Annotated in this window: 24 protein-coding genes; all 24 read left to right on the top strand. The window is 62.8% G+C overall.

What is annotated here, in order from left to right:
- The first annotated feature begins 111 nt into the window (after window positions 1-111).
- The 24 genes from M3I54_RS13865 (at window position 112) to M3I54_RS13750 (ending at window position 26,023) form a co-directional block, all read left to right on the top strand.
- Window positions 112-891 (top strand): ABC transporter ATP-binding protein, encoded by a 780-nt coding sequence (locus M3I54_RS13865; RefSeq protein WP_028203291.1) that lies wholly within the window; start codon window positions 112-114, stop codon window positions 889-891.
- On the top strand, window positions 888-1,667 hold the full coding sequence (locus tag M3I54_RS13860) for an ABC transporter ATP-binding protein (protein ID WP_254336726.1): 780 nt from the start codon (window positions 888-890) through the stop codon (window positions 1,665-1,667). The genes M3I54_RS13865 and M3I54_RS13860 overlap by 4 nt, the downstream gene beginning before the upstream one ends.
- A 117-nt stretch (window positions 1,668-1,784) precedes the next feature.
- Window positions 1,785-3,002, top strand: coding sequence for an ABC transporter substrate-binding protein (locus M3I54_RS13855; RefSeq protein WP_254336724.1), 1,218 nt, complete (start codon window positions 1,785-1,787; stop codon window positions 3,000-3,002).
- Between the two features lie 109 nt (window positions 3,003-3,111).
- Window positions 3,112-3,996 (top strand): branched-chain amino acid ABC transporter permease, encoded by an 885-nt coding sequence (locus M3I54_RS13850; protein ID WP_254336722.1) that lies wholly within the window; start codon window positions 3,112-3,114, stop codon window positions 3,994-3,996.
- A complete protein-coding gene (locus M3I54_RS13845) occupies window positions 3,996-4,967 on the top strand; it encodes a branched-chain amino acid ABC transporter permease (RefSeq protein WP_254336872.1) in 972 nt (323 codons plus the stop codon). Before M3I54_RS13850 ends, M3I54_RS13845 begins: the two co-directional genes overlap by 1 nt.
- Before the next feature lie 701 nt (window positions 4,968-5,668).
- Window positions 5,669-6,835, top strand: a complete 1,167-nt coding sequence (locus tag M3I54_RS13840) for an ABC transporter substrate-binding protein (RefSeq protein ID WP_254336720.1) — start codon at window positions 5,669-5,671, stop codon at window positions 6,833-6,835.
- A 308-nt stretch (window positions 6,836-7,143) separates the two neighbouring features.
- A complete protein-coding gene (locus M3I54_RS13835) occupies window positions 7,144-8,313 on the top strand; it encodes an ABC transporter substrate-binding protein (protein WP_254336719.1) in 1,170 nt (389 codons plus the stop codon).
- Window positions 8,314-8,560: 247 nt separating this feature from the next.
- Window positions 8,561-9,616, top strand: a complete 1,056-nt coding sequence (locus M3I54_RS13830; RefSeq protein WP_254336717.1) for a branched-chain amino acid ABC transporter permease — start codon at window positions 8,561-8,563, stop codon at window positions 9,614-9,616.
- A gap of 4 nt (window positions 9,617-9,620) precedes the next feature.
- The gene (locus tag M3I54_RS13825) at window positions 9,621-11,408 is read left to right on the top strand and encodes an ATP-binding cassette domain-containing protein (protein WP_254336715.1); all 1,788 of its coding nucleotides are present in this window, start codon (window positions 9,621-9,623) and stop codon (window positions 11,406-11,408) included.
- On the top strand, window positions 11,405-12,154 hold the full coding sequence (locus M3I54_RS13820) for an ABC transporter ATP-binding protein (protein ID WP_254336712.1): 750 nt from the start codon (window positions 11,405-11,407) through the stop codon (window positions 12,152-12,154). The genes M3I54_RS13825 and M3I54_RS13820 overlap by 4 nt, the downstream gene beginning before the upstream one ends.
- A 193-nt stretch (window positions 12,155-12,347) precedes the next feature.
- Window positions 12,348-14,315, top strand: a complete 1,968-nt coding sequence (gene mnmG / locus M3I54_RS13815) for a tRNA uridine-5-carboxymethylaminomethyl(34) synthesis enzyme MnmG (RefSeq protein WP_254336710.1) — start codon at window positions 12,348-12,350, stop codon at window positions 14,313-14,315.
- Window positions 14,312-15,010, top strand: a complete 699-nt coding sequence (rsmG, locus tag M3I54_RS13810) for a 16S rRNA (guanine(527)-N(7))-methyltransferase RsmG (RefSeq protein ID WP_254336708.1) — start codon at window positions 14,312-14,314, stop codon at window positions 15,008-15,010. The genes mnmG and rsmG overlap by 4 nt, the downstream gene beginning before the upstream one ends.
- Window positions 15,011-15,108: 98 nt before the next feature.
- Window positions 15,109-15,879, top strand: a complete 771-nt coding sequence (locus M3I54_RS13805; protein ID WP_028203303.1) for a ParA family protein — start codon at window positions 15,109-15,111, stop codon at window positions 15,877-15,879.
- 20 nt (window positions 15,880-15,899) lie between these two features.
- Window positions 15,900-16,787, top strand: coding sequence for a ParB/RepB/Spo0J family partition protein (locus tag M3I54_RS13800; protein ID WP_254336706.1), 888 nt, complete (start codon window positions 15,900-15,902; stop codon window positions 16,785-16,787).
- Window positions 16,788-16,839: 52 nt separating this feature from the next.
- A complete protein-coding gene (locus tag M3I54_RS13795; protein WP_375542141.1) occupies window positions 16,840-17,988 on the top strand; it encodes an SLC13 family permease in 1,149 nt (382 codons plus the stop codon).
- Between the two features lie 298 nt (window positions 17,989-18,286).
- A complete protein-coding gene (locus M3I54_RS13790; RefSeq protein WP_254336704.1) occupies window positions 18,287-18,868 on the top strand; it encodes an ATP synthase subunit I in 582 nt (193 codons plus the stop codon).
- A gap of 171 nt (window positions 18,869-19,039) precedes the next feature.
- Entirely contained in the window at window positions 19,040-19,891 is an 852-nt protein-coding gene (atpB, locus tag M3I54_RS13785; protein WP_254336703.1) for a F0F1 ATP synthase subunit A, read from the top strand.
- 66 nt (window positions 19,892-19,957) lie between these two features.
- A complete protein-coding gene (gene atpE / locus M3I54_RS13780; RefSeq protein WP_028203308.1) occupies window positions 19,958-20,227 on the top strand; it encodes a F0F1 ATP synthase subunit C in 270 nt (89 codons plus the stop codon).
- Window positions 20,228-20,367: 140 nt separating this feature from the next.
- Complete coding sequence (locus M3I54_RS13775) at window positions 20,368-20,838, top strand: F0F1 ATP synthase subunit B (protein WP_254336701.1); 471 nt, start codon at window positions 20,368-20,370, stop codon at window positions 20,836-20,838.
- Between the two features lie 2 nt (window positions 20,839-20,840).
- The gene (locus M3I54_RS13770; protein WP_254336699.1) at window positions 20,841-21,380 is read left to right on the top strand and encodes a F0F1 ATP synthase subunit delta; all 540 of its coding nucleotides are present in this window, start codon (window positions 20,841-20,843) and stop codon (window positions 21,378-21,380) included.
- 67 nt (window positions 21,381-21,447) lie between these two features.
- Window positions 21,448-22,989, top strand: coding sequence for a F0F1 ATP synthase subunit alpha (atpA, locus tag M3I54_RS13765; protein ID WP_254336697.1), 1,542 nt, complete (start codon window positions 21,448-21,450; stop codon window positions 22,987-22,989).
- 84 nt (window positions 22,990-23,073) lie between these two features.
- Complete coding sequence (gene atpG, locus M3I54_RS13760) at window positions 23,074-23,955, top strand: F0F1 ATP synthase subunit gamma (RefSeq protein ID WP_028203312.1); 882 nt, start codon at window positions 23,074-23,076, stop codon at window positions 23,953-23,955.
- Between the two features lie 80 nt (window positions 23,956-24,035).
- Window positions 24,036-25,430, top strand: a complete 1,395-nt coding sequence (gene atpD, locus M3I54_RS13755) for a F0F1 ATP synthase subunit beta (protein ID WP_254336695.1) — start codon at window positions 24,036-24,038, stop codon at window positions 25,428-25,430.
- Between the two features lie 167 nt (window positions 25,431-25,597).
- Window positions 25,598-26,023 (top strand): F0F1 ATP synthase subunit epsilon, encoded by a 426-nt coding sequence (locus M3I54_RS13750; protein ID WP_028203314.1) that lies wholly within the window; start codon window positions 25,598-25,600, stop codon window positions 26,021-26,023.
- Window positions 26,024-26,140 lie beyond the last annotated feature (117 nt).

Raw genomic sequence — 26,140 nt, 5'->3', positions numbered from 1 at the left:
GCGCGTTGCGCGCATCGGGAGGCGCGCCGTCACGTCCGCGCCGGACCTCACCGTGCACCACGAGTCACGGACGGTCTGCAGTGTTACGCCTTACCACGCTCGGAAGGGGACATGATTCTCGGCGACACGATTCTGGAGACGCGCGACCTCACGAAACAGTTCAAGGGCTTCACGGCCGTGAACGGCGTGAACCTGCGCGTGTGCCGCGGCTCGATCCACGCACTGATCGGACCGAACGGCGCAGGCAAGACCACCTGCTTCAACCTCCTCACCAAATTCCTCGTGCCCAGCGCGGGGCGTATCGTTTTCAACGGCATCGACATCACGCATGAGCGGCCCGCGCAGATCGCGCGGCGCGGCATCATCCGCTCGTTCCAGATTTCGGCCGTGTTTCCGCACCTCACGGCGCTCCAGAACGTGCGCGTGGGGCTGCAGCGCTCGCTCGGCACCGCCTACCACTTCTGGAAGAGCGAACGCACGCTCGCGGAGCTCAACGACCGCGCGATGGATCTGCTCACGCAAGTGGGTCTCACCGATTTCGCCGATGTGCCCACGGTCGAGCTCGCCTATGGCCGCAAGCGCGCGCTGGAAATTGCCACGACGCTCGCGATGGAGCCCGAGCTGATGCTGCTCGACGAACCAACCCAGGGCATGGGCCACGAAGACGTGGACCGCGTGACGGCGCTCATCAAGAAGGTATCGAGCGGGCGCACGATTCTCATGGTCGAGCACAACATGAACGTGATTGCCGGCATCTCCGACACCATCACCGTGCTTCAGCGCGGCGAGGTGCTCGCCGAAGGCAGCTACGCCGAAGTCTCGAAGAATCCGCTCGTCGCCGAGGCCTATATGGGCAGTGCGGACGCGGCGCTGACGGGGGCGCACGCATGAATACGGTCACCGAACGCGAAACGGCTGCCGCCGCCGGCGCAGCCGGGAGCGCGAAGGCACTGGAGATTGCGGGGCTGCAGGCGTGGTATGGCGAGTCGCACATTCTGCACGGTGTGGATCTCTCCGTCGGGCGCGGCGAGGTCGTGACGCTGCTCGGGCGCAACGGTGCGGGGCGCACGACGACGCTGCGCGCCATCATGGGGCTCACCGGGCGGCGCACGGGCTCGATCCGTATTGGCGGGCGCGAGACCATCCAGATGCCCACCTATCGCATCGCGCACTGCGGCGTGGGGTATTGCCCCGAGGAGCGCGGCATTTTCGCGAGCCTCTCGTGCGAAGAAAATCTGCTCCTGCCGCCGTATATCGGCGCCAAGGGTGAGAAGCGGGCGGAGTTGGCCGAAGGCATGTCGCTCGACGAGATCTACGCGATGTTTCCCAATCTCGCCGAACGGCGCAACAGCCAGGGCACGCGACTTTCCGGCGGCGAGCAGCAGATGCTGGCCGTCGCGCGCATCTTGCGCACGGGCGCGAACCTGCTGCTGCTCGACGAGATATCCGAAGGTCTCGCGCCAGTGGTCGTTCAAACGCTCGCGCGCATGATCCTCACCCTGAAGTCGCGCGGCTACACGATCGTGATGGTCGAGCAGAACTTCCGTTTTGCGGCGCCGCTTGCGGACCGCTTTTACGTGATGGAGCACGGGCGCATCGTCGAGCACTTCGGCACGGCCGAGCTTGAGGGAAAGATGCCGGTGCTGCACGACCTGCTGGGCGTTTAATATTTTGTCTGGTTTTGCGCGCGACGTGAGCGTGAGATGAGCGCCGCGCGAATCGCTTTGCCTCCAGTGTTCATGGAGTGTTCCTGAATAATTACGCAACCAAGGAAGGAGACTGCAATGAAGAAAACCACGTTCGCGCGGCTCGCGGGCCTCTTTGCCGCCTCGGCAGCTGCGATGGCGTTCAGCGCGGGGAGCGCGCAGGCCGCCGACGACGCGGTAAAGATCGGCTTCATCACCGACATGTCCGGCCTTTACGCCGACGACGACGGCCAGGGCGGCCTCACGGCGATCAAGATGGCGGTCGCGGACTTCGGCGGCAAGGTGCTCGGCAAGCCGATCCAGATCGAGTACGCCGATCACCAGAACAAGGCCGACATCGCCGCTTCGAAGGCGCGCGAATGGTTCGACCGTGACGGGCTCACCATGCTGCTCGGCGGCACGAACTCGGCCACGGCGCTGGCGATGAACCAGGTCGCGCAAGAGAAGAAGAAGGTGTACTTCAACACGGGCGCGGGCACGGACGCGCTGACGAACGAGCAGTGCACGCCGTACACGGTCCACTACGGCTATGACACGGTCGCGCTCGCGAAGGGCACGGGCCTCGCGGTGCTCAAGCAGGGCGGCAAGAGCTGGTTCTTCCTGACGGCCGACTACGCGTTCGGCAAGTCGCTCGAGAAGAACACCGCGGACGTCGTGAAGGCGAACGGCGGACAGGTGCTCGGCGAAGTACGCCATCCGCTCTCGGCGTCGGACTTCTCGTCGTTCCTGCTGCAGGCGCAAGCCTCGAAGGCGCAGATCCTCGGCCTCGCGAACGCGGGCGGCGACACGGTCAACGCGATCAAGGCCGCGAAGGAATTCGGCATCAACAAGACGATGAAGACCGCGGCGCTGCTGATGTTCCTGCCCGACGTGCACAGCCTCGGACTCGACACCACGCAGGGCCTCGTGCTCACGACCGGCTGGTACTGGGACCAGAATGACGACACGCGCAAGTGGGCGCAGCGCTACTTCGACCAGATGAAGAAGATGCCGTCCGAACTGCAGGCGGCTGACTATTCGGCGGTGACGACGTATCTGAAGGCGGTGCAGGCGGCCGGTACGACGGATTCCGACAAGGTCATGGAGCAACTCAAGAAGACGAAGGTCAACGACTTCTATACCAAGGGCGGCTACATCCGCCAGGACGGCGTGCTGATCCACGACATGTATCTCGTCGAGGTGAAGAAGCCGTCCGAGTCGAAGAAGCCGTGGGACTACTACAAGGTGCTGCAGACGATCCCGGGCGAGCAGGCTTATACGACGAAGCAGGAGAGCAAGTGCGCGCTGTGGAAGTAAGCGCGAGCGCGTAAATGCCGCAGTCGTATGCCGCGCCCGGCGCCCCGAGGTTGGTGCGCCGGGCGCGGCATGATTGCGTAATCCGTTAATGCGTCAATGGGCGGCTTTCATGACGATTTTTGGCATTCCGCTTCCGGCAATGCTGAGCCAGTTGCTCCTCGGGCTCGTGAACGGCTCGTTCTACGCGATCCTGAGCCTTGGCCTTGCGGTGATCTTCGGCATGCTCAACGTGATCAACTTCGCCCACGGCGCGTTGTTCATGCTGGGCGCGATGCTCACGTGGATGGGGCTCGCGTACTTCAATCTGCCTTACTGGGTGATGCTCGTTGTCGCTCCACTCGTGGTCGGCCTGTTCGGCGTCGTAATCGAGCGCTCCATGCTGCGCTGGCTCTATCGGCTCGATCATCTGTACGGACTCCTGCTCACTTTCGGTCTCACGCTCGTGGTGGAGGGCGTGTTCCGGTCGATCTACGGCTCGTCGGGGCAGCCCTATGAGGTGCCCGACCTGCTCGCCGGCGCGACGAATCTCGGCTTCATGTATTTGCCCAACTATCGCGCATGGGTGGTGGTGGCTTCGCTTGCCGTGTGTTTCGCGACCTGGTTCGTGATCGAAAAGACACGCCTCGGCGCGTATCTGCGCGCGGGCACGGAGAACCCCAAGCTCGTCGAGGCGTTCGGCATCAACGTGCCGCTCATGATCACGCTCACCTACGGCTTCGGCGTCGCACTCGCGGCGTTCGCGGGCGTGCTCGCCGCGCCCGTGATCCAGGTGTCGCCGCTCATGGGCCAGCCGATGATCATCACCGTGTTCGCCGTGGTCGTGATCGGCGGCATGGGCTCGATCATGGGTTCGATCCTCACTGGCCTCATGCTCGGCGTGATCGAAGGCTTCACGCGGGTGTTCTGGCCTGAGGCCTCCGCGACCGTGGTGTTCGTAATCATGGCGATCGTGCTGCTGATTCGCCCCGCTGGTCTCTTCGGCAAGGAACGATGATGCAAAGAAAAGCGCTCTATGGTTTGTTGCTGATCGGGCTGATCGTCGCGCCGTTCGCTGGCGCCTATCCGCTCTTCGTGATGAAGGTGCTGTGCTTCGCACTGTTCGCCGCGGCGTTCAACCTGCTGATCGGCTACACGGGCCTGCTCTCGTTCGGCCACGCGATGTTTCTCGCGAGCGCGGGCTATACGGCCGGCTATGCGATCCAGTCGCTCAGTTTCACGCCCGAGCTGGGCGTGCTCGCGGGCACGGCAGTGGCCACGGTCCTCGGGCTCGTGGTAGGCATCTTCGCGATTCGCCGGCAGGGCATCTACTTCTCGATGGTCACGCTCGCGCTCGCGCAGATGGTCTACTTCGTGTTCCTGCAGGCGCCGTTCACGCATGGCGAAGACGGTCTGCAAGGCGTTCCGCGCGGCAAGCTGTTCGGCGTGCTTGCGCTCGATTCCGATCTCACGCTGTACTACGTCGTGCTCGTCGTGATGGTGCTGGCGTTCGGTCTGATCGTGCGCATCGTGCATTCGCCGTTCGGGCAGGTGCTCGGCGCAATCAAGGAGAACGAGCCGCGCGCGGTTTCGCTCGGCTACGACACCGACCGCTTCAAGCTGCTCGCATTCGTGTTGTCGGCGGGGCTCGCGGGTCTGGCCGGCGCGCTCAAGGTACTCGTACTCGGCTTCGAAACGCTCGGCGACGCGTACTGGACCATGTCCGGCCTCGTGATCCTCATGACGCTCGTGGGCGGCATGGGCACGCTGTTCGGGCCGCTGCTCGGCGCGACGCTGATCGTCGCGCTGGAGGACCGGCTGGGCGACATCGGCACGGCGCTCGCAAGAGGGACGGGCGTGGAGTGGTTCCGCTCACTCGGTGAGTCCACAACGATCGTCACGGGCATCATCTTCATCGCCTGTGTGCTGGCGTTCCGGCGCGGCATTGTCGGCGAAATCGTGGCGCGCGTGCGGCCCTTGCGCGCTTGACGACCTGGCGTGCCAGGACTGCTCTGGACTACGATAGAATAGTCGCCCACCGGCCCGGCTGGCAAAACCAGGCAAAGATGTCGCGCTGCGGCATGCCGCAGCGGCCCGCCGTGCGACAAATCTGTGGCGCCGCGCCCCATTTCGGTGCCGCACTGCACCACTAGGGTAAATGCTAGTTGCTGCACAGGGGGGTGAAGTTTAAAGTTGCACCTAGTTCTGATGCACCGAATTTGCAGGTGGAGAACGAGGAGACAACTGAGGCACCAAGTGCCCGGACAAGGAAGCGCTGTTGGATGAGAATCCAACAGCGCTTTTTATATTTCTGCGCGCCTGCTTTCAACGGCGAGCCGATTATCTTTTGTGCGCTGCGGGGGCGTTCGACTCACGCACTTTCGGCACTTCCGCACGCTCCGATTATCCCTTCCCAAATTACGCAAATCAGGCCGTACGGCCGGCTTTCCCCGGCTGCACAAGCGTTTGCATATTACGCAAAGTAAGCGCGCAATCCTCCTCACTGTAAGCAGATGGAAAGCGCTTGCCATCTGAATACGCAGACCGCTACACTCGCCAATCACCGACCATGCGGTCAGCATTTTTGCGTTGATTTCCCGCAGCTGATTATCGATTTGCCTATGAGGTAATCGGCCGCGGTGCGCCACAATTCCGTAGCAATAAAGAAAACGAATATCGAAGGAGTGGAGATGCAGTTGGTTTTGCGTTGGATGGGGGCGGCTTGCGTCGCGACCGGGGTGCTCGCGGCGACTGCCGGCGGGGCGTATGCAGATGTGAAGATCGGTGTGACGCTGTCGGCTACAGGGCCGGCTGCCTCGCTCGGGATTCCGGAAAAGAACACGGTTGCGCTGCTGCCGAAGGAAATCGCGGGCCAAAAAGTCGATTACGTCGTGCTCGACGACGCCACAGATTCCACGCAGGCGGTGAAGAACGCGCGCAAGCTCACGAGCGAAGATCACGTCGACGCCTTGATCGGCTCGACTGTCGTGCCCAACTCGCTCGCCATCATCGACGTGGCTGCGGAAACGTCCACGCCGATGATCTCCATGGCCGCAGCGGCCTCCATCGTCGAACCGATGGATGCCAGGCGCTCGTGGGTTTTCAAGACGCCGCAGAACGACGCGCTGATGGCCGGCGCCATCGCGCAACATATGGCCGCGCACGGTGTGAAGACGGTGGCCTTCATCGGCTTCGCAGACGCTTATGGCGAGAGCTGGTACAAGGAATTCAGCGCGGCCGCTGCAAAGCAGAACATCAAGGTCGTCGCGAACGAACGCTTCGCGCGTAACGATGCCTCGGTCACGGGCCAGGTGCTCAAGATGATCTCGCAGCACCCCGACGCGGTGCTCATCGCGGGTGCGGGCACGCCGGCCGCGCTGCCGCAGAAAACGCTCAAGGAGCGAGGCTACGCGGGCAAGTACTACCAGACGCACGGCGTGGCCAACAACGACTTCCTGCGCGTGTGCGGCAAGGACTGCGACGGCACGTATCTGCCCGCTGGGCCACTGCTCGTCGCCGATCAATTGCCTGATTCGAATCCCGTGAAGCAATCGGCGCTTGCGTATAAAGCCGCTTATGAAAAGGCCGATGGCGCAGGCTCGATCTCGACTTTCGGCGGTCACGCGTGGGACGCGGGGCTCTTGCTCCAGCAGGCGATTCCGGCCGCGCTGAAAGCCGGTCAGCCGGGCTCGAAGGCCTTCCGCAAAGCGCTGCGCGCCGCGCTTGAAAACTCGCATGACGTGGCTGGCGCGCACGGCATCTTCAACATGAGTTCGACGGACCACGCGGGTCTCGACCAGCGTGCCCGCGTGATGGTGGAGATCGTCGGCGGCAAGTGGAAACTCGCCGGCGATTGAGTGCCGGTTGAATGACGCACGAAACACGAAAAAGGCACGCTCGTTTGAGGTGCCTTTTTTGTTGCCGTTGCAACGGTTTTGCAGCAGCAGGGGAGCAGGGCAGTACAGCAGGTCAGTACAGCAGTCGATAAAGCGGAGAGCGCACCCTGACGCGCGGCGGCTTGTGCGGCGCCGCAGGCAGGGAAAACCATGCATTACACGCGCGATCCCGATTACTACACTCAAAGGCCAGCGTCGAATTACGAACATCCTAGTAATCGGCGCAGGATCAATCGAAAACACGCAGACCAAGCGTTTGGAGACGCGCAATGAAAACGAAGAAGTGGGTTTTGAGCTCGATTAGTGCCGGAGTCGCAGCGGCGCTGATGGGCACGGCGGGCGTAGCCGCCGCGCAGGTGAAGATTGGCGTGACGCTCTCGGCAACGGGGCCGGCCGCGTCGCTCGGTATTCCCGAGAAGAACACCATCGCGCTGCTGCCCAAGGAGATCGCGGGCAAAAGCGTGCAGTACATCGTGCTCGACGACGCTTCGGACACGAGCAAGGCCGTGCAGAACACGCACAAGCTGATCGACGAAGACCACGTGGACGCCATCATCGGCTCGTCGGTCACGCCGAACTCGCTCGCCATGCTCGACGTCGTTGCGCAGGGCAAGACGCCGATGATCTCGCTCGCCGCATCCGCCGCGATCGTCGAGCCGATCGACGCGAAGCGTCAGTGGGCCTTCAAGACGCCGCAGAACGACAGCCTGATGGCCGACGCGCTCGCGAGCTACATGGAGAAGCAAGGCGTGAAGACGGTGGGCTTCATCGGCTTCACCGACGCCTACGGCGACAGCTGGCTCAAGGAATTCACCAGCGCAGCCGCGAAGCACAACCTCAAGATCGTGGCGAGCGAGCGCTATAACCGCACCGACTCGTCGGTGACGGGCCAGGCGCTCAAGCTGATGTCGGCGAACCCCGATGCGATTCTGATCGCCGGTTCGGGTACGCCTGCGGCGCTGCCTGCGACCACGCTCAAGGATCGCGGCTTCAAGGGCAAGGTCTATCAGACGCACGGCGTGGCGAATAACGACTTCCTGCGCGTCTGCGGCAAGGATTGCGAAGGCGAGCTGCTGCCCGCAGGCCCGATTCTCGTGGCCGATCAGTTGCCCGATTCGAACCCTGTGAAGAAGTCGGCGCTGGCCTACAAGTCGGCCTATGAGAAGGCCTATGGCGTTGGCACGGTGGCGACCTTCGGCGGTCATGCGTGGGACGCCGGCCAGTTGCTCCAGCGCGCGATTCCTGTCGCGCTGAAGGCGGGGCAGCCTGGCACCGAGGCATTCCGTGTGGCGCTGCGCGCCGCGCTCGAAAGCTCGCAGGACGTGGCGGGCGCGCACGGCATCTTCAACATGAGCGCGACGGATCATGCGGGACTCGACCAGCGCGCGCGCGTGATCGTCGAGATCGTCAACAACAAGTGGAAGCTGCAGGGCGAATAACGTGCGGCACACGGGAAAGCGCAGCGCGTTTTCCCGTGAAAACCACGCGCGTGTCACGGCGTCATTCTGGCCACTGACAATCGAGAACACGCGAGAACAAGCATGACCGGTGTGCGGCGTCATTGCTGCGCGCCGGCTTCTCACACGTGAAGTCCGAACCGCGCCTGGGACGGTTCACGCCAGCATTTCCGTTTTTTTCGACGTCGCTGTTTTTTCAGGTTCCAGAAGGTTTCAGGAAGAGGGGAGTATGGATTTATCGATCGCCGCGATCCTCGCGCAGGACGGCATCACCACCGGTGCGATCTATGCGCTGCTCGCGCTCGCCCTGGTGCTGGTGTTCTCCGTTACGCGGGTGATCTTCATTCCGCAGGGCGAATTCGTTTCGTATGGCGCGCTCACGCTCGCCGCGCTGCAATCGCAGAAGTTTCCGGCCACCTGCTGGCTGCTCGTGGCGCTCGGCGCGGCGTGCTTCGTGGTCGAAACCGCCGGGCTCGTGCGTCACGCCGAACGGCGGCGCCACGCGGCGCGCACGCTCGTCTCGCTCGCGGGCAAGTATCTGCTGTTTCCCATCGCGCTCTATGCGGTCACGCGCGGCGTGGCGAGCCAGCAGCTGCCCATGCTCGTACAGATTGCGCTCACGCTCGCGATCGTGGTGCCGATGGGGCCGTTCATCTATCGCCTCGCGTATGAGCCCATCGCCGAGGCGACCACGCTGCTGCTCCTGATCGTAGCGGTGGCCGTGCACTTCGCAATGGTGGGCCTCGGGCTCGTGATGTTCGGCGCGGAAGGCTCGCGTACGAACGCGTTCTCCGACGCGACGTTCAACATCGGCAGCCTGTCGATCTCGGGCCAAAGCCTCTGGGTGATCGGCACGGCCGCCGTGCTGATAGTCGCGCTGTATCTCTATTTCGATCGCACGATTTCGGGCAAGGCGCTGCGCGCGACCTCGGTGAACCGGCTCGGCGCGCGGCTCGTCGGCATCGGCACCACGCAGGCCGGGCGGCTCGCGTTCACGCTCGCCGCGGGCCTCGGTGCGCTGTGCGGCATTCTCGTCTCGCCGCTCACCACCATCTACTACGACTCGGGCTTTCTGATCGGCCTCAAGGGCTTCGTCGGCGCCATTATCGGCGGCCTGGTGAGCTATCCGCTGGCTGCGGCAGGTTCCGTGCTCGTGGGCCTGCTGGAGTCGTACTCGTCGTTCTGGGCGAGCTCTTACAAGGAAGTGATCGTGTTCACACTGATCATCCCCGTGCTGCTGTGGCGCTCGCTCTCGACGCCGCACGCCGAAGAGGAAGAGGAGTGACGCGATGAAACGATTCGTCATGCACAACCGCTTCTTCTGGCTGTTCCTCGTGGTGATGTTCGCGTTGCCGGTGCTGCCGCATCCGGTGCACGTGCCCGAGTACTGGATCACGCTGCTCAACTATATCGGCCTGTATTCGATCGTCGCGATCGGGCTCGTGCTGCTCACCGGCATCGGCGGGATGACGAGCTTCGGCCAGGCCGCGTTCGTCGGGCTCGGTGCTTACGCGACCGCGTATCTGACGACGCAGTACGGCGTTTCGCCCTGGCTCGCGCTGATTGTCGGCGTGGTAATCACGGGGCTCGTGGCGCTCGTTCTGGGGCTCGTGACGATGCGCCTGTCGGGCCACTTCCTGCCGCTCGGTACGATCGCCTGGGGCCTCGCGCTGTTCTTCCTGTTCGGCAATCTCGACATGCTTGGCAAGTACGACGGCATCAACGGCATTCCCGTGCTGAATGTGCTGGGCATCGACCTCGAATCGGGCCGCCATATCTACTACCTGATCTGGGTCGTAGTGCTTGCATCCGTGGTGTCTGTTCAAAATCTGCTTAATAGCCGCATGGGCCGGGCGATTCGCGCACTGCGCGGCGGCGGCATGATGGCCGAGGCAATGGGCGTGAACACCGGCTGGATGCGTGTGGTGATCTTCGTCTATGCGGCGGTGCTCGCAGCCGTTTCGGGCTTCCTGTACGCGCATTTGCAGCGTGCGGTGAACCCGACGCCGTTCGGTCTGAATCACGGCATCGAGTATCTCTTCATGGCCGTGGTGGGCGGCGTGGCGCACGTCTGGGGCGCAGTGCTGGGCGCGGCGATTCTCACTGTGCTGCAGGACTGGCTGCAGACGCTGCTGCCGAAGCTGCTTGGCGAGAACGGCAACTTCGAGATCATCGTGTTCGGCATTCTGATGGTGCTGCTGCTGCAATACGCGCGGCGCGGCGTCTGGCCGTTCGTGGCGCGCTTCTTCCCGCGTGGTCCGCAGGCGCATGTGCCCGAGAATGCCGAAGCGTTGCCGCAGCGCAGCAAGCCGGCCACGGGCGAAATGCTGCTGTCGGTGAATAAGGCGCGCAAGCAATTCGGCGGTCTCGTGGCCGTAAACGACGTGAGTTTCGAAGTGAAGGCGGGGCAGATCATTGGCCTGATCGGTCCCAACGGTGCGGGCAAGTCGACGACCTTCAATCTCGTGACCGGTGTGCTTCAGCCGACCAGCGGCGAGATCACGTTTCGCGGCGAGCGCATCGACCGGCTGACTTCACGTGAAATCGTCGCGCGCGGCATTGGCCGCACGTTCCAGCACGTCAAGTTGCTGCCGACGATGACGGTGCTCGAGAACGTCGCCATCGGCGCGCACCTGCGTGGTCATGCGGGCGTGCTGCGCAGCGTCGCCAAGCTCAATGCGACGGAAGAGGGGCGGCTCATGAGCGAGGCGGCGAAGCAGATCCACCGCGTGGGGCTCGAGCAGCATATGTACGACGAAGCGGGCAGCCTCGCGCTAGGTCAGCAACGCATCCTGGAGATTGCACGTGCGCTGTGCTGCGATCCGACCTTGCTGCTGCTCGACGAGCCTGCGGCCGGCCTGCGCTACCAGGAAAAGCAACAGTTGGCGGCATTGCTGCGCAAGTTGAGAGAAGAGGGGATGAGTGTGCTGCTGGTCGAACACGACATGGATTTCGTGATGAATCTCACCGACCGCCTCGTGGTGATGGAGTTCGGCACACGCATCGCAGAAGGTTTGCCGGAAGAGGTGCAGAAGGATCCGGCCGTGCTGGAAGCGTATCTGGGCGGGGTGGAATGATGACGACTCCCGTACTGGAAGTTTCCGGACTCGCGGTTCGCTACGGCAAGATCGAGGCGCTGCACAAAGCGGCGATCAAGGTAGGCGCGGGGCAGATCGTCTCCGTGATCGGCCCGAACGGCGCGGGCAAGTCCACGCTGCTCAACGCCATCATGGGCGCGCTGCCTGTGACGGGCCATGCGAGCGGCCGTATCGCTTATATGGGCGAGGCGATCGGCGCGCTGCCGATCGAGCGGCGTGTGGCGCGCGGCATGTGTCTCGTGCCGGAAAAGCGCGAACTGTTTGCCTCGATGACGGTGGAGGACAACCTCGTGCTCGGCGCGTACCGCCGCAAGCGCGCCGGTGAGCGTAATTTCCTCGATCAGCTTGAACCGGTTTTCACGCTGTTTCCGCGCTTAAAGGAACGCCGGGCGCAGGCGGCCGGCACGCTCTCGGGCGGCGAGCGCCAGATGCTCGCGGTCGGCCGCGCATTGATGGGCAAGCCCGATCTGCTGATGCTCGACGAGCCTAGTCTTGGTTTGGCGCCGCTGATCGTGAAGGAAATCTTCCACATCATTAGTGCGCTGAGGCAAACCGGCGTCGCGACGCTGCTCATCGAGCAGAATGCGCGCGCCGCACTACAGATTTCCGATTACGGCTACGTGCTGGAAACCGGCGATCTGGCGCTCGAAGGGCCAGCGGCGGAGCTGGCGCAGAACCCACGCGTGATTGAAACGTATCTCGGGTTGGCGAAGAAACCGGTCTGACTTCGTCTATCGCTGTAGAAATGAGCGGCGTGTTTCACGTGAAACACGCCGCTTTTTTTGCTCAACACAGGCCGACTCTGGGAACAAAATTCGGGTGTGAACGGCCGAAAACGCGAAACCGTTATAATTCGCGCATACCACTTTTTCTGAGAAGGCTCACGCGGTCGTTTCCGTCCATGCGTGACATCCCGCCATGCTTTATCCCACAGAGTTTGACGTAATCGTCGTCGGCGGCGGTCACGCCGGAACCGAGGCTGCGCTTGCCGCCGCCCGCATGGGCGTCAAGACGCTCCTGCTCACGCACAACATTGAAACGCTCGGCCAGATGAGCTGCAATCCGTCGATTGGCGGCATTGGCAAAGGCCATCTCGTCAAGGAAGTCGATGCGCTCGGCGGCGCCATGGCCGCTGCGACGGACGAGGGTGGGATCCAGTTCCGCATCCTTAATTCGTCCAAAGGCCCGGCGGTTCGGGCGACGCGTGCGCAGGCAGACCGTATTCTTTATAAGGCGGCGATCCGCCGACGCCTCGAGAATCAGCCGAATCTGTGGCTGTTCCAGCAGGCCGTGGAAGACCTGATGGTCGAAGGCGACCGCGTAGTGGGCGCTGTCACGCAAGTGGGGATCCGCTTCCGCAGCCGTGCAGTCGTGCTGACGGCGGGGACCTTCCTCGACGGCAAGATCCACGTGGGCCTGAACAACTACACGGGCGGCCGCGCTGGCGACCCTGCTGCCGTGACGCTCTCGTCGCGCCTGAAGGAGCTGAAGCTGCCGCAGGGCCGCCTCAAGACGGGCACGCCGCCGCGTATCGACGGCCGCACGATCGACTTCTCGGTGCTCGAAGAGCAGCCGGGCGACCTCGATCCGGTCCCTGTGTTCTCGTTCCTCGGCCGCGCGGAACAGCATCCGCGTCAGATTCCATGCTGGGTCACACATACGAATGAGCGCACCCACGACATTATCCGCGGTGGTCTCGACCGCTCGCCGATGTACACGGGCGTGATTGAAGGGGTGGGGCCGCGCTATTGCCCGTCCATCGAGGACAAGATTCATCGCTTCGCCTCGAAGGAATCGCATCAGATCTTCCTCGAACCGGAAGGCCTGACGACGAACGAGTTCTACCCGAATGGAATCTCCACGAGCCTGCCGTTCGATGTGCAGCTCGAGCTCGTGCACTCGATGCGCGGCCTTGAGCACGCGCACATCTTGCGTCCGGGCTACGCGATCGAATATGACTACTTCGACCCGCGCGGACTCAAGGCTTCGCTCGAAACCAAGGTTATCAACGGCCTGTTTTTTGCGGGCCAGATCAACGGTACGACGGGCTATGAAGAGGCGGCAGCGCAAGGCTTGCTCGCCGGCATGAACGCAGGCCTGCAGGTGCAAGGCAAGGACGCATGGTGCCCACGCCGCGATCAGGCGTACCTCGGCGTGCTGGTCGACGATCTGGTGACGCAGGGCGTTTCCGAGCCGTATCGCATGTTTACGAGCCGAGCCGAATACCGCTTGAGCCTGCGTGAAGACAACGCGGACATGCGCCTGACGGAGAGCGGTCGTGAGCTGGGCGTGATAGATGACGTTCGTTGGGACGCGTTCTGCCGCAAGCGCGATGCTGTTTCACGTGAAACAGAGCGTCTGAAGTCGACTTGGGTGAACCCCAAGACACTTTCGGCTGAAGAAGCGACGGCACTCCTCGGCAAGTCGATCGACCGCGAATACAACCTCGCGGACTTGCTGCGTCGCCCGGGCGTGAGTTATGACGGCGTTTGTGGTCTGCGCGAAGGCGCTTGTGCGCCGGAAACGCCACTCGCCGACGACGAGGTTCTGCTCGCCCAGATCAAGGAGCAGATCGAAATCGGCATCAAATATCAGGGTTATATCGATCGCCAAGCCGACGAGATCGAGCGCAATGGCGCGCAAGAAAATACCCGTCTGCCGGAAGGCATCGACTATGCGGAAGTGCGGGGCCTTTCGTTTGAAGCGCGCCAGAAGCTGAACCAGTTCCGCCCTGAGACTATCGGCCAGGCGTCGCGAATTTCGGGCATTACGCCCGCCGCGATTTCGTTGCTGATGGTGCATCTCAAACGTGGCCTTGGCCGCCGTCGACAGAATCCGGGCGCTGCGGACGATAGCGGCACCGACTCTACGCCGGTGGCGCAATGACGGGCCGCTCGAGGCAACCCGGCATTGCGGACCGCGACGCGCTGGCTCGTCTGCTGAAAGAGGGCGCAGAGGCGCTTGGCGTCGAACTCACCGAACGGCAGCACGAGCAGTTGCTCGATTACGTTGCACTACTCGCGAAGTGGAACGCCGTGTATAACCTCACGGCGATCCGCGATCCGCGTCAGATGCTGGTCCAGCACATTCTCGACTCGCTTTCGATCGTTCCGCACCTGCCGGCGCGCGCCGACGCGACGGTGCTCGATGTCGGCTCCGGTGGCGGCCTGCCGGGCATTGTGCTCGCGATCGTGCGCCCCGATTGGCAGGTCACGCTCAACGATATCGTGCAAAAGAAGTCGGCGTTCCAGTCGCAGGCGAAGGCTGAACTTGGACTCGCGAACCTGGCGGTAGTGACCGGTCGGGTCGAATCGTTGCGTCCCGGTGTGGAAGTACCGAAAAAATTTGATTTGATTGTGTCTCGGGCATTCGCGGATCTCGCCGATTTCGTTACACTGGCCCGTCATCTCGTTGCCGAGGGCGGCGCGATCTGGGCGATGAAGGGCGTGCACCCCGAAGGCGAGCTCGAACGCTTGCCGGCGGGCACCAAGGCGCTGAATACGATCCGTCTGAGCGTGCCGATGCTCGACGCGGAGCGTCACCTGATCGAAGTGTCGGTTGACCCGGTCGCCGCGGCCTGAACTGGCCCGGCGATGGCCAATCGGCACGAATGGTGCGTGATGCGGTGGCATCGCAACGTAAGCAAACTTCTTAAGGCAGTAAAAGGGGCACACGAACGATGGCAAAAATCTTCTGCGTTGCGAACCAGAAGGGCGGCGTCGGCAAGACGACGACAACGGTCAATCTCGCCGCGAGCCTCGCATCGCAGGGACAGCGTGTCCTTCTCATCGACCTCGATCCTCAGGGCAACGCCACGATGGGCAGCGGCATCGACAAGGCCGCGTGCGAGAACACGGTGTACGAAGTGCTGGTCGATGGTGTCACGGTGAACGCCGCGCGCACCCGGCCTGAACAGGTCGGCTACGACGTGGTGCCGGCCAACCGTGAACTGGCTGGCGCCGAGGTCGAACTGGTGACGGTCGAGCAGCGCGAACGGCGCCTGAAGGCCGCGCTCGCCGAAGTCGACGCCGAGTACGACTTCGTACTCATCGACTGCCCGCCGGCGCTTTCGCTGCTCACGCTCAACGGCCTGTGCGCCGCCCATGGCGTGGTGATTCCGATGCAGTGCGAATACTTCGCGCTCGAAGGCCTCTCGGATCTCATCAATACGATCAAGCAGGTCCACGCGAACATGAATCGCGACCTGAAGGTGATCGGCCTTCTGCGCGTGATGTTCGACCCGCGCATCACGCTGCAGCAGCAGGTTTCCGAGCAGTTGAAAGAGCACTTCGGCGACAAGGTCTTCGACGCCGTGATCCCGCGCAACGTCCGCCTTGCTGAAGCACCCAGCTACGGCTTGCCAGGGGTGGTGTTCGATCGCGCCTCGCGCGGCGCGCAGGCCTACGTACAGTTCGGCGCGGAAATGATCGAGCGCGTGCGCGCACTCTGACGAGAGACTGGGGAAGCACGATGAATGCAGTAGCACGGAAGAAGGGGCTGGGCCGGGGGCTGGAAGCATTGCTCGGCGGCAGCGCGGACATCACCGAGGCGGTGAAGATCGACGGCGCGCCTAACACGCTGCCGCTCACGCAGATGCAGGCCGGCAAGTACCAGCCGCGTACGCGCATGGACGAGGGCGCGCTCCAGGAGCTGGCCGCGAGCATCCGCGCGCAGGGTTTGATGCAGCCGATCCTCGTGCGCCCGATTGCGACGGGCCGCTACGAAATCATCGCGGGCGAGCGGCGCTTCCGTGCGGCGCACATCGCCGGCCTGACCGAAGTGCCGGTGCTCGTAAAGGACGTGCCCGACCAGGCCGCCGCCGCGATGGCGCTGATCGAAAACATCCAGCGCGAGGACCTGAATCCGCTGGAAGAGGCGCAGGGTATTCAGCGCCTGCTCGACGAGTTCAGTTTCACGCACGAACAGGCAGCCGAATCGGTGGGGCGCTCGCGCAGCGCGGTGTCGAACCTGCTGCGTCTGCTCAACCTCGCGGCGCCCGTGCAGACCATGCTGCTGGCCGGCGACCTCGACATGGGCCACGCCCGTGCACTGCTTGCCGTGGACGCCGCCACGCAAATCACGCTGGCGAACCAGGTGGTCAACAAGAGGATGTCGGTGCGTGAAACGGAGAAGCTCGTTTCGGCCACGACGAAGGCGGCACCGACAGTGAAGGCGAAGGCCGCGCACGACGGCGGCCGCGACACGCGCCGCCTCGAAGAGGAGTTGTCGGACCTGCTCGCCGCATCCGTGAAGATCAAGCTCGGCCGGCGCGGGCGAGGGCAGCTCACGGTCGACTTCGGCGACCTCGACGCGCTCGACGGCATCCTGCTGCGTCTGCGCGGCGAAACGGCGGCGTGATGGGTGTGATGCGCGTCGCCGGGGCAAGCGCGCACGCCGGCGCATAAAGCCGGTGCGCGAATCGGAGCAGGGCGCGCGTCAGCCCTTGAGCCTGTTGCGCCGTATCGGCGCATTCGCCGTTTCGGAGCCCGTGCTTGCGATCCTCGTCGTGGCGTTCGTGGCGTTGCAGATTTACGCGCCTCGACCGATCGCCTCGCTGCCCGCACTGGTCGACTGGCAAACGGTGATGACCCTCGCGGGTCTGCTCATTCTGACGAAGGGTATCGATTATTCAGGACTGCTGACCTGGCTCGCGCACAAGCTCGTCCACTACATTCACTCGGAACGCGGGCTCGCGTTGTTGCTCGTCGCCCTGGCCGCGGTGCTATCGATGATCGTGACCAACGATGTGGCGCTTTTCGTCGTGGTGCCGCTCGTGCTGTCGCTCCAGAAGCTCACACCGCTTCCGCTCAAGCGCCTCGTGATCGTCATCGCGCTTGCCGTGAACGCGGGCTCGGTGCTCACGCCGCTCGGCAATCCGCAGAATCTATTTCTCTGGCAGGTGAGCGGGGTGTCGTTCGGACGCTTCGTCGTGGGGCTCGCACCCCTTTGTGCGTTTCTCATGGCGATGCTCGTCCTGCTCGCCGCGTTTCTTTTCAAGGCCACGCCGCTCGATCTCTCGAAAGACGCCGCGCCGCAGCGTGTCGATCGCGCGCTGGCGAGCGTCGCGGCCGTGCTCTTCGTCGCGTTCGTGCTGCTCGCAGATGCGCACCACGCAGGCGTCGCGCTGGCCGCCGTCGCCGCGGGCTTTGTGATCTGGCGCATACGCATCGTGCTCAAGATCGACTGGCTGTTGCTGCTGATCTTCGTGCTGATGTTCATCGTTCTGCGCAGTGTGGCCGCGCTGCCAGCAATTCATCACGCACTGACGTCGTTGTCGCTGCAAACGCCGCTGCGCGCTTTTGCCGCAGGAGCAGTGCTGTCGCAAGTTATCAGCAATGTCCCGGCCGCCATTGTGCTCGCGGGCTTCACGCACGACTGGCGTGCGCTCGCGTTCGGCGTGAGCGTGGGGGGCTTTGGGGTCGCCATCGGCTCGCTGGCGAATCTCATCGCCGTGCGTCTTTCCGGCGAGCGCGGCGTGTGGCTGTCGTTTCACCTGGTCGCCGTGCCGTTCTGGATCGCGGCCTTTGTGGGCGGCGCGCTGCTGCTGCATCTGCTCTGACGCGACCCCATCCCGCATCCTGGCGCATATCCTGGATTGCGCGCCAGATGGCCGCGTAATTAATTTGTCATCCTGAAGATTGTTTCTTCCCTGCTTCGTCCCTTACAGTTACCGGTCACACCTTCGCGGCGCTGCGTTTCCCGCATCATGAAGTCGCATTTCACAGGTGTTATTGAAGGGCCTAAAGTCTTGAATTGCCTGCAACTATCGCTTACAATCGCCCGGATTTATTTGGTTGGCGATGCTGTAAGCACGTTGTAAAAAAAGCGCGTGCAAGGCGAATTTCCGGAATAAAGCGATGGTGGGTCAGAGGCCAGACGAAGCGCCGCAGGCGCATGAAGGGCCCGATGTACCGCCGGGCGAAGTCGGAGCATCCAGCCGGGGGCAGGATGCAGCGGCGGAAAATTCCGGACGCGTTGATCATAATGCGCGCTGGGATGAGCTGGACGCCAGCCAGCAAGATAACAACGACATCGTTCCGCTTACCCGGGCCGAAGCCCAGCAAATCTTCGGCGCGCAGGTGAGTCGCCCATCGCGCGTCACGCCGTTTCGTGTCGTCGCGGCGCAAGTGGTTTTGTCCCTGGTTGCAACGTTGGCGTGGTGGCTGTTTTATAAGCCGCCGGGCAGTGCTGCGTTGTCGGCGTTCCTGGGCGGAGCGATCTGCTGGTTTCCCGGTGCGCTGTTCGCGGCGCGCCTGAAGCAGTTGAGCAGGGCCGGCACCGTGTTCAACTGGATGCTCGGTGAAGCCTTCAAGATGGGGGCGACGATTGCGATGTTCGTCGCCATCGCGTTCTGGTATCACGACGTGCAATGGATTCCCTTGCTCGTCACGTACCTGATCGCACTAAAGACATACTGGATCGCGCTCGCGTGGCGCTGACCCACCAACATCGCGCCGCCTCAAGTCAGGGCGTCGAAGCGATGACGGTGGAAGTTAGCTAGCCAATGCGAAGCAGATAAGACACGATCCACGGCGGTGCGTTCCCGCAATACAGTTTTGCGGCGGGAGCGGCCGAAAACGATTTTCGACAATTTGGGTGGCTTTAACGATATGGCAGCTAGCGAAGGAACGAGCGCACCGGGTCCGTCCGAGTACATTGCTCACCACTTGCAGAACTTTGCGACCTCGCACCAGACGTCGATCGTCGACTTCAGCGTCTGGAACATCGACACGTTGTTCTGGTCGATCCTGTGCGGTGTCGTGACTATCCTCATCTTGCGCCTCGCTGCGCGCAAAGCGACCCCGGGCGTACCGGGCCGCTTCCAGTGCGCCATCGAAATGCTGGTCGAGATGGTCGAGGACCAGTCCAAGTCCATCGTCCATGGCAACCGTGCATTCATCGCACCGCTTGCGCTGACCGTGTTCATCTGGGTCGCGCTCATGAACTCCCTCGACTTCATTCCGGTTGACCTGCCGGGCCGCGTGATCGGCTGGCTGGGCCTGTCCGAAGCACTGCCGCACCAGCGCATCGTCCCGACCGCCGACCTCAACGGCACGTTCGGCATCGCGCTCGGCGTGTTCGTGCTGATGATTTACTACAACCTCAAGATCAAGGGTCCTGGCGGCTTCGCACACGAGCTGCTCTCGGCCCCGTTCGGCGCGCATCCGCTCCTGTGGATCCCGAACCTTGCACTGAACATCATCGAGTTTGTCGCCAAGACGGTTTCGCTCGCCCTGCGGTTGTTCGGCAACATGTATGCAGGCGAGCTGCTGTTCCTGCTGATCGCGCTGCTGGGCGGTCTGTGGAGCTTCGGCGCGGACACGACGGTGCTTGGCTTCATCGGCCATGTGATTGCGGGCAGCGTCTGGGCGGTCTTCCACATCCTGATCGTTCTGCTGCAGGCGTTCATTTTCATGATGCTGACGCTGGTGTACATCGGCCAGGCACACGACAAGCACTAAGTGCTCGTCAAACCAGAATTGCAGTTTTAAATCCCCAGTTCCAGAAAATCTCACAAAGGAGTGATCATGCAAGCTTTCATCGCCAACATCCAGGGTTTCACGGCCATCGGTATCGGCATCATCATCGGCCTGGGTGCAATCGGCGCCTGTATCGGTATCGGCCTGATGGGCGGCAAGTACATCGAAGCCTGCGCACGTCAGCCTGAACTGATGAACCCGCTGCAGACGAAGATGTTCCTGCTGGCTGGTCTGATCGATGCGGCGTTCCTGATTGGCGTTGGTGTTGCAATGCTGTTCGCGTTCGCTAACCCGCTGCTCTCGAAGCTCGCGGGCTAAGTTCCCTGGAAGGTTGCGCCTGACCTATAACGGGTAATGGGCGCATGGCGGAACGGGAGACGAGGCGCTGATCGAGTTTCACAACCGATGAGCGCCTTGCCGTTTCAATTCCCCGGAATAGCAACGATGAAGGAAACACCGTGAATCTCAACGCAACCCTGTTTGCGCAAATGGTCGTGTTCCTGATCCTCGCGTGGTTCACGATGAAGTTCGTGTGGCCGCCGTTGATCAACGCCCTCGACGAGCGCTCGAAGAAGATCGCAGACGGCCTCGCCGCTGCGGAAAAGGGCAAGGCGGAACTCGAAGCGGCGCACAAGCGCGTCGGCGAAGAGCTCGCCACGGCCCGCAACGAGGGTCAAAGCCGTATCGCGGACGCTGAAAAGCGCGCGCTTGCCGTCGCAGAAGAAATCAAGGCCCAGGCACACGCCGAAGCGACACGCATCATCGCTCAAGCGAAAGCCGACGCCGACCAGCAGGTCGTCAAGGCACGCGAAGCACTGCGTTCCGAAGTCGCAGCTCTCGCTGTGCAAGGCGCCGAGCAGATCCTGAAGCGCGAAGTCGATCAGTCGGCCCACGCCGAACTGCTGAATCAACTGAAAGCCGAGCTCTGATCATGGCCGAACTTGCAACCATCGCCCGCCCGTACGCAGAAGCATTGTTTGGCGTGGCCGAAGCTGGTGACCCCGCCGCCTGGTCCACGCTCGTTTCGGAGCTGGCACAGGTTGCGGCCTTGCCCGAGGTGCAGTCGGTCGCGACGAGCCCGAAGGTGAGCCATGCCCAGGTCGTCGAGCTGCTGCTCGCGGCGGTGAAGTCGCCGGTCAAGGAATCCGCCGAGGTGAAGAACCTCGTGCAGATGCTGATCGAGAACCATCGCCTGGCACTGCTGCCGGAAATCCAGACGCAGTTCGAAGCGCTCAAGAACGCCAAGGCAGGTGCTGCTGACGCAGTGATCGTCAGCGCGTTCCCGCTCGAAGGCGCCCAGTTGAACGACCTCGTCGCCAGCCTCGAACGCAAGTTCAAATGCAAGCTGAAGCCGACCGTCGAGATCGACAACTCGCTCATCGGCGGCGTGCGCGTCACGGTCGGCGACGAAGTGCTCGATACCTCGGTCCGCGCGCGGCTCGCCAGCATGCAGGCGGCGTTGACCGCCTGAGCGCCTCGATTACAAAAATCGGGCGCGGCGGCTGGCACGCAACAGAATTGAACATCAGGAGCGAATAATGCAACTCAATCCCTCTGAGATCAGCGAGCTGATCAAGAGCCGGATCCAGGGCCTTGAAGCGAGCGCAGACGTTCGCAACCAGGGCACCGTGATCTCCGTGACCGACGGTATCGTGCGTATCCACGGCCTGTCGGACGTGATGCAGGGCGAAATGCTCGAATTCCCGGGCAACACCTTCGGCCTCGCGCTGAACCTCGAGCGCGACTCCGTCGGCGCGGTGATTCTGGGCGAGTACGAGCACATTTCGGAAGGCGACATCGTCAAGACGACGGGTCGCATTCTCGAAGTGCCGGTTGGCCCCGAACTGATCGGCCGCGTGGTCGATCCGCTCGGCAACCCGATCGACGGCAAGGGCCCGGTCAACGCCAAGATGACCGACGCGATCGAAAAGATCGCTCCGGGCGTGATCTGGCGTGAAGGCGTGTCGCAGCCGGTGCAAACGGGTCTGAAGTCGATCGACTCGATGGTGCCGATCGGCCGTGGTCAGCGTGAGCTGATCATCGGCGACCGTCAGTGCGGCAAGACCGCAGTGGCCGTCGACACGATCATCAACCAGAAGGGCAAGGATCTCATCTGTATCTACGTCGCCATCGGTCAGAAGGCTTCGTCGATCCAGAACGTGCTGCGCAAGCTCGAAGAAACGGGCGCGATCGAATACACGATCGTCGTCGCCGCTTCGGCTTCGGAATCGGCCGCGCTGCAGTACCTCGCGCCGTACGCCGGCTGCACGATGGGCGAATACTTCCGCGACCGCGGTCAAGACGCCCTGATCATCTATGACGACTTGACCAAGCAAGCCTGGGCATACCGTCAGATCTCGCTGCTGCTGCGTCGCCCGCCGGGCCGTGAAGCTTACCCCGGCGACGTGTTCTATCTGCACTCGCGTCTGCTCGAGCGTGCCGCGCGCGTGTCGGTCGACTACGTCGAGAAGTTCACGAACGGCGAAGTGAAGGGCAAGACGGGTTCGCTGACGGCTCTGCCGATCATCGAAACGCAAGCCGGCGACGTGACCGCATTCGTTCCGACGAACGTGATCTCGATTACCGACGGCCAGATCTTCCTGGAAACCGACCTCTTCAACGCAGGCATCCGCCCGGCAATCAACGCCGGCGTTTCGGTGTCGCGTGTGGGTGGCGCGGCACAGACGAAGGTCGTGAAGAAGCTGTCGGGCGGTATCCGTACCGACCTCGCGCAGTACCGTGAACTGGCTGCATTCGCCCAGTTCGCATCGGACCTCGACGAAGCGACCCGCAAGCAACTCGAGCGCGGCCGCCGCGTGACGGAACTGCTCAAGCAGCCGCAGTACCAGCCGCTGCAAGTGTGGGAACTGGCTGTTGCGCTGTTCTCGGCGAACAACGGCTACCTCGACGACATCGACGTCAAGGACGTCCTGCCGTTCGAAAAGGGCCTGCGCGAATACCTGAAGTCGAAGCACGCTGACCTCGTCGCGCGCATCGAGGACAAGAAGGACCTGTCGAAGGACGACGAGAACGCGCTCCACGCGGCTCTCAAGGACTTCAAGAAGTCCGGCGCATACTGATCCGTCCGGGAATCAATCACGATAAACGGACTGGGACCCGAGTAAGCGCCAAAGCGCCAACTCGGGTCGACAAAGGAGCAAGCAATGGCTGGAATGAAGGAAATTCGCGGCAAGATCAAGAGCGTGCAAAACACGCGCAAGATCACCAAGGCGATGGAAATGGTCGCGGCGTCGAAAATGCGCCGCGCCCAGGAGCGCATGCGCGCCGCCCGCCCGTATGCCGACAAGGTCCGCGACATCGCTGCGCACATGAGCCGTGCGAACCCCGAGTACCGCCACCCGTTCATGGTGGAAAACACCGGTGCGAAGGTCGCAGGCGTGATTCTCGTCACGACCGACAAGGGTCTGTGCGGCGGGATGAACACCAACGTGCTGCGCGCGACGCTGCAGAAGTTCAAGGATCTGGAAGCATCCGGCACGTCGATCGAAGCAACGGCGATCGGCAGCAAGGGCCTCGGTTTCCTGAACCGTCTGCGCGCGAAGGTCGTCTCGAACGTTGTGCAACTCGGCGACACGCCGCACCTCGAAAAGCTGATCGGCGCGATCAAGGTGCAGCTCGACCAGTACTCGGAAGGCAAGCTTTCCGCCGTGTACCTCGCGTACACGCGCTTCGTCAACACGATGAAGCAGGAGCCTGTGATCGAGCAACTGCTGCCGCTGTCGGCCGAGCGTCTCGAAGCGAATGACGACGGCACGACGCCGAAGTCGGCGTGGGACTACATCTACGAGCCGGACGCGCAAACCGTCGTGGACGAACTGCTGGTGCGCTATGTCGAAGCCCTGGTCTATCAGGCCGTGGCGGAAAACATGGCTTCGGAGCAGTCGGCCCGTATGGTGGCGATGAAGGCGGCGTCGGACAACGCGAAGACGGTGATCAACGAACTGCAGCTCTCGTACAACAAGAGCCGCCAGGCCGCGATTACGAAGGAACTTTCGGAAATCGTCGGCGGCGCAGCAGCCGTCTGACAAGCGCGAACCGATTGCGAAACCGCGCCGGTGTTGAGCCGGTGAGCGAGTGAAGAATTCAGGTATCTAAAGGAAAATCGATGAGTACAACTGCTTTGGTAGAAGGCAAGATCGTACAGTGCATCGGCGCGGTGATCGACGTGGAATTCCCGCGCGAGACCATGCCGAAGATCTACGACGCGCTGATTCTCGAAGGGTCGGAACTGACCCTGGAAGTGCAGCAGCAGCTGGGCGACGGCGTTGTCCGCACCATCTGTTTGGGTGCGTCGGACGGTCTGCGCCGCGGCACCGTGGTGAAGAACACGGGTAACCCCATCCGCGTGCCGGTTGGCAAGCCCACTCTGGGCCGCATCATGGACGTGCTGGGCCGCCCGATCGACGAAGCGGGCCCGATCGTCAGCGAAACGACGCGTGCGATTCACCAGAAGGCACCGGCGTTCGAAGACCTGTCGCCGTCGGCGGAACTGCTCGAAACCGGCATCAAGGTGATCGACCTGATCTGCCCGTTCGCAAAGGGCGGCAAGGTGGGTCTGTTCGGTGGTGCTGGCGTGGGCAAGACCGTCAACATGATGGAGCTCATCAACAACATCGCGAAGGAGCACGGCGGTTACTCCGTGTTCGCGGGCGTGGGCGAGCGTACCCGTGAGGGCAACGACTTCTACCACGAAATGAAGGACTCCAACGTTCTCGACAAGGTCGCGCTGGTGTACGGCCAGATGAACGAGCCGCCGGGCAACCGTCTGCGCGTTGCGCTGACCGGTCTCACGATGGCCGAGCACTTCCGTGACGAAGGTCTCGACGTGCTGTTCTTCGTCGACAACATCTACCGTTTCACGCTGGCTGGCACGGAAGTGTCGGCACTGCTCGGCCGTATGCCGTCGGCAGTGGGCTATCAGCCGACGCTGGCTGAAGAAATGGGCAAGCTGCAAGAGCGCATCACGTCGACCAAGAAGGGCTCGATTACGTCGGTTCAAGCCGTGTACGTCCCTGCGGACGACTTGACCGACCCGTCGCCGGCTACGACCTTCGGCCACCTTGACGCAACCGTCGTGCTGTCGCGTGACATCGCCTCGCTGGGTATCTACCCGGCTGTCGATCCGCTCGACTCGACCTCGCGCCAGATCGACCCGAACGTGATCGGCGAAGAGCACTACTCGATCACGCGTGGCGTGCAGCAGACGCTGCAGCGCTACAAGGAACTGCGCGACATCATCGCGATTCTGGGCATGGACGAACTGTCGCCGGAAGACAAGCTGACCGTCGCCCGCGCGCGCAAGATCCAGCGTTTCCTGTCGCAGCCGTTCCACGTCGCGGAAGTCTTCACGGGCTCGCCGGGCAAGTACGTGCCGCTCAAGGAAACGATCCGCGGCTTCAAGATGATCGTTGGCGGCGAGTGCGATCACCTGCCGGAGCAGGCGTTCTACATGGTCGGCACGATCGACGAAGCCTTCGAAAAGGCCAAGAAGATCCAGTAAGGGTCGAGTTGCCAACGGGCGGGCCGGTAACACGTTGCTTGTCCGCCGCTGCAACCCATTGACCCCAGCTATGCATGGGATCGGAGTAAGCGCTATGGGACCAGAGTAAGCGCTGAAGCGCTAGCTCTGGTCGACACGCTAACTCCGATCGACAGGAGTCGACATATATGGCAGCAACCATCAAGGTAGACGTCGTCAGCGCCGAAGAGAGCATCTTCGACGGCCAGGCGAAGTTCGTCGCGCTTCCGGGCGAGGCGGGCGAACTGGGCATTCTGCCGGGCCACACGCCGCTCATCACGCGTATTCGTCCGGGTGCAGTGCGCATCGTGGCGGAAGACGGCGGTGAGGAGTTCGTGTTCGTCGCAGGCGGCATTCTCGAAGTGCAGCCGGGCGCCGTCACGGTGCTCGCCGACACCGCGATCCGCGGCAAGGATCTCGACGAGGCGAAGGCCACGGAAGCGCGCAAGCGCGCTGAAGAGACGCTGCAGAACGCGGGCTCGAACCTCGAGTACGCCACCGCCCAAGCCGAACTGGCTTACGCGGTCGCGCAGCTCGCGGCGATCCAGCGCCTGCGCAAGATGAACCAGCACTAATTGGTTCTCGTACGCGCGCCCTCGTGGCGCGGCGTCCGAAGCGAAAAGGGGCTCCCGAACCGGGGGCCCTTTTTTTTGCATTTGCGCTCCGGTAAACGGGCACGGCCCAATGGCATC

The sequence above is a fragment of the Paraburkholderia sp. CNPSo 3274 genome (assembly GCF_024206475.1).
Taxonomy (GTDB): Bacteria; Pseudomonadota; Gammaproteobacteria; order Burkholderiales; family Burkholderiaceae; genus Paraburkholderia.
This window is presented reverse-complemented; position numbering and strand designations above follow the sequence as displayed.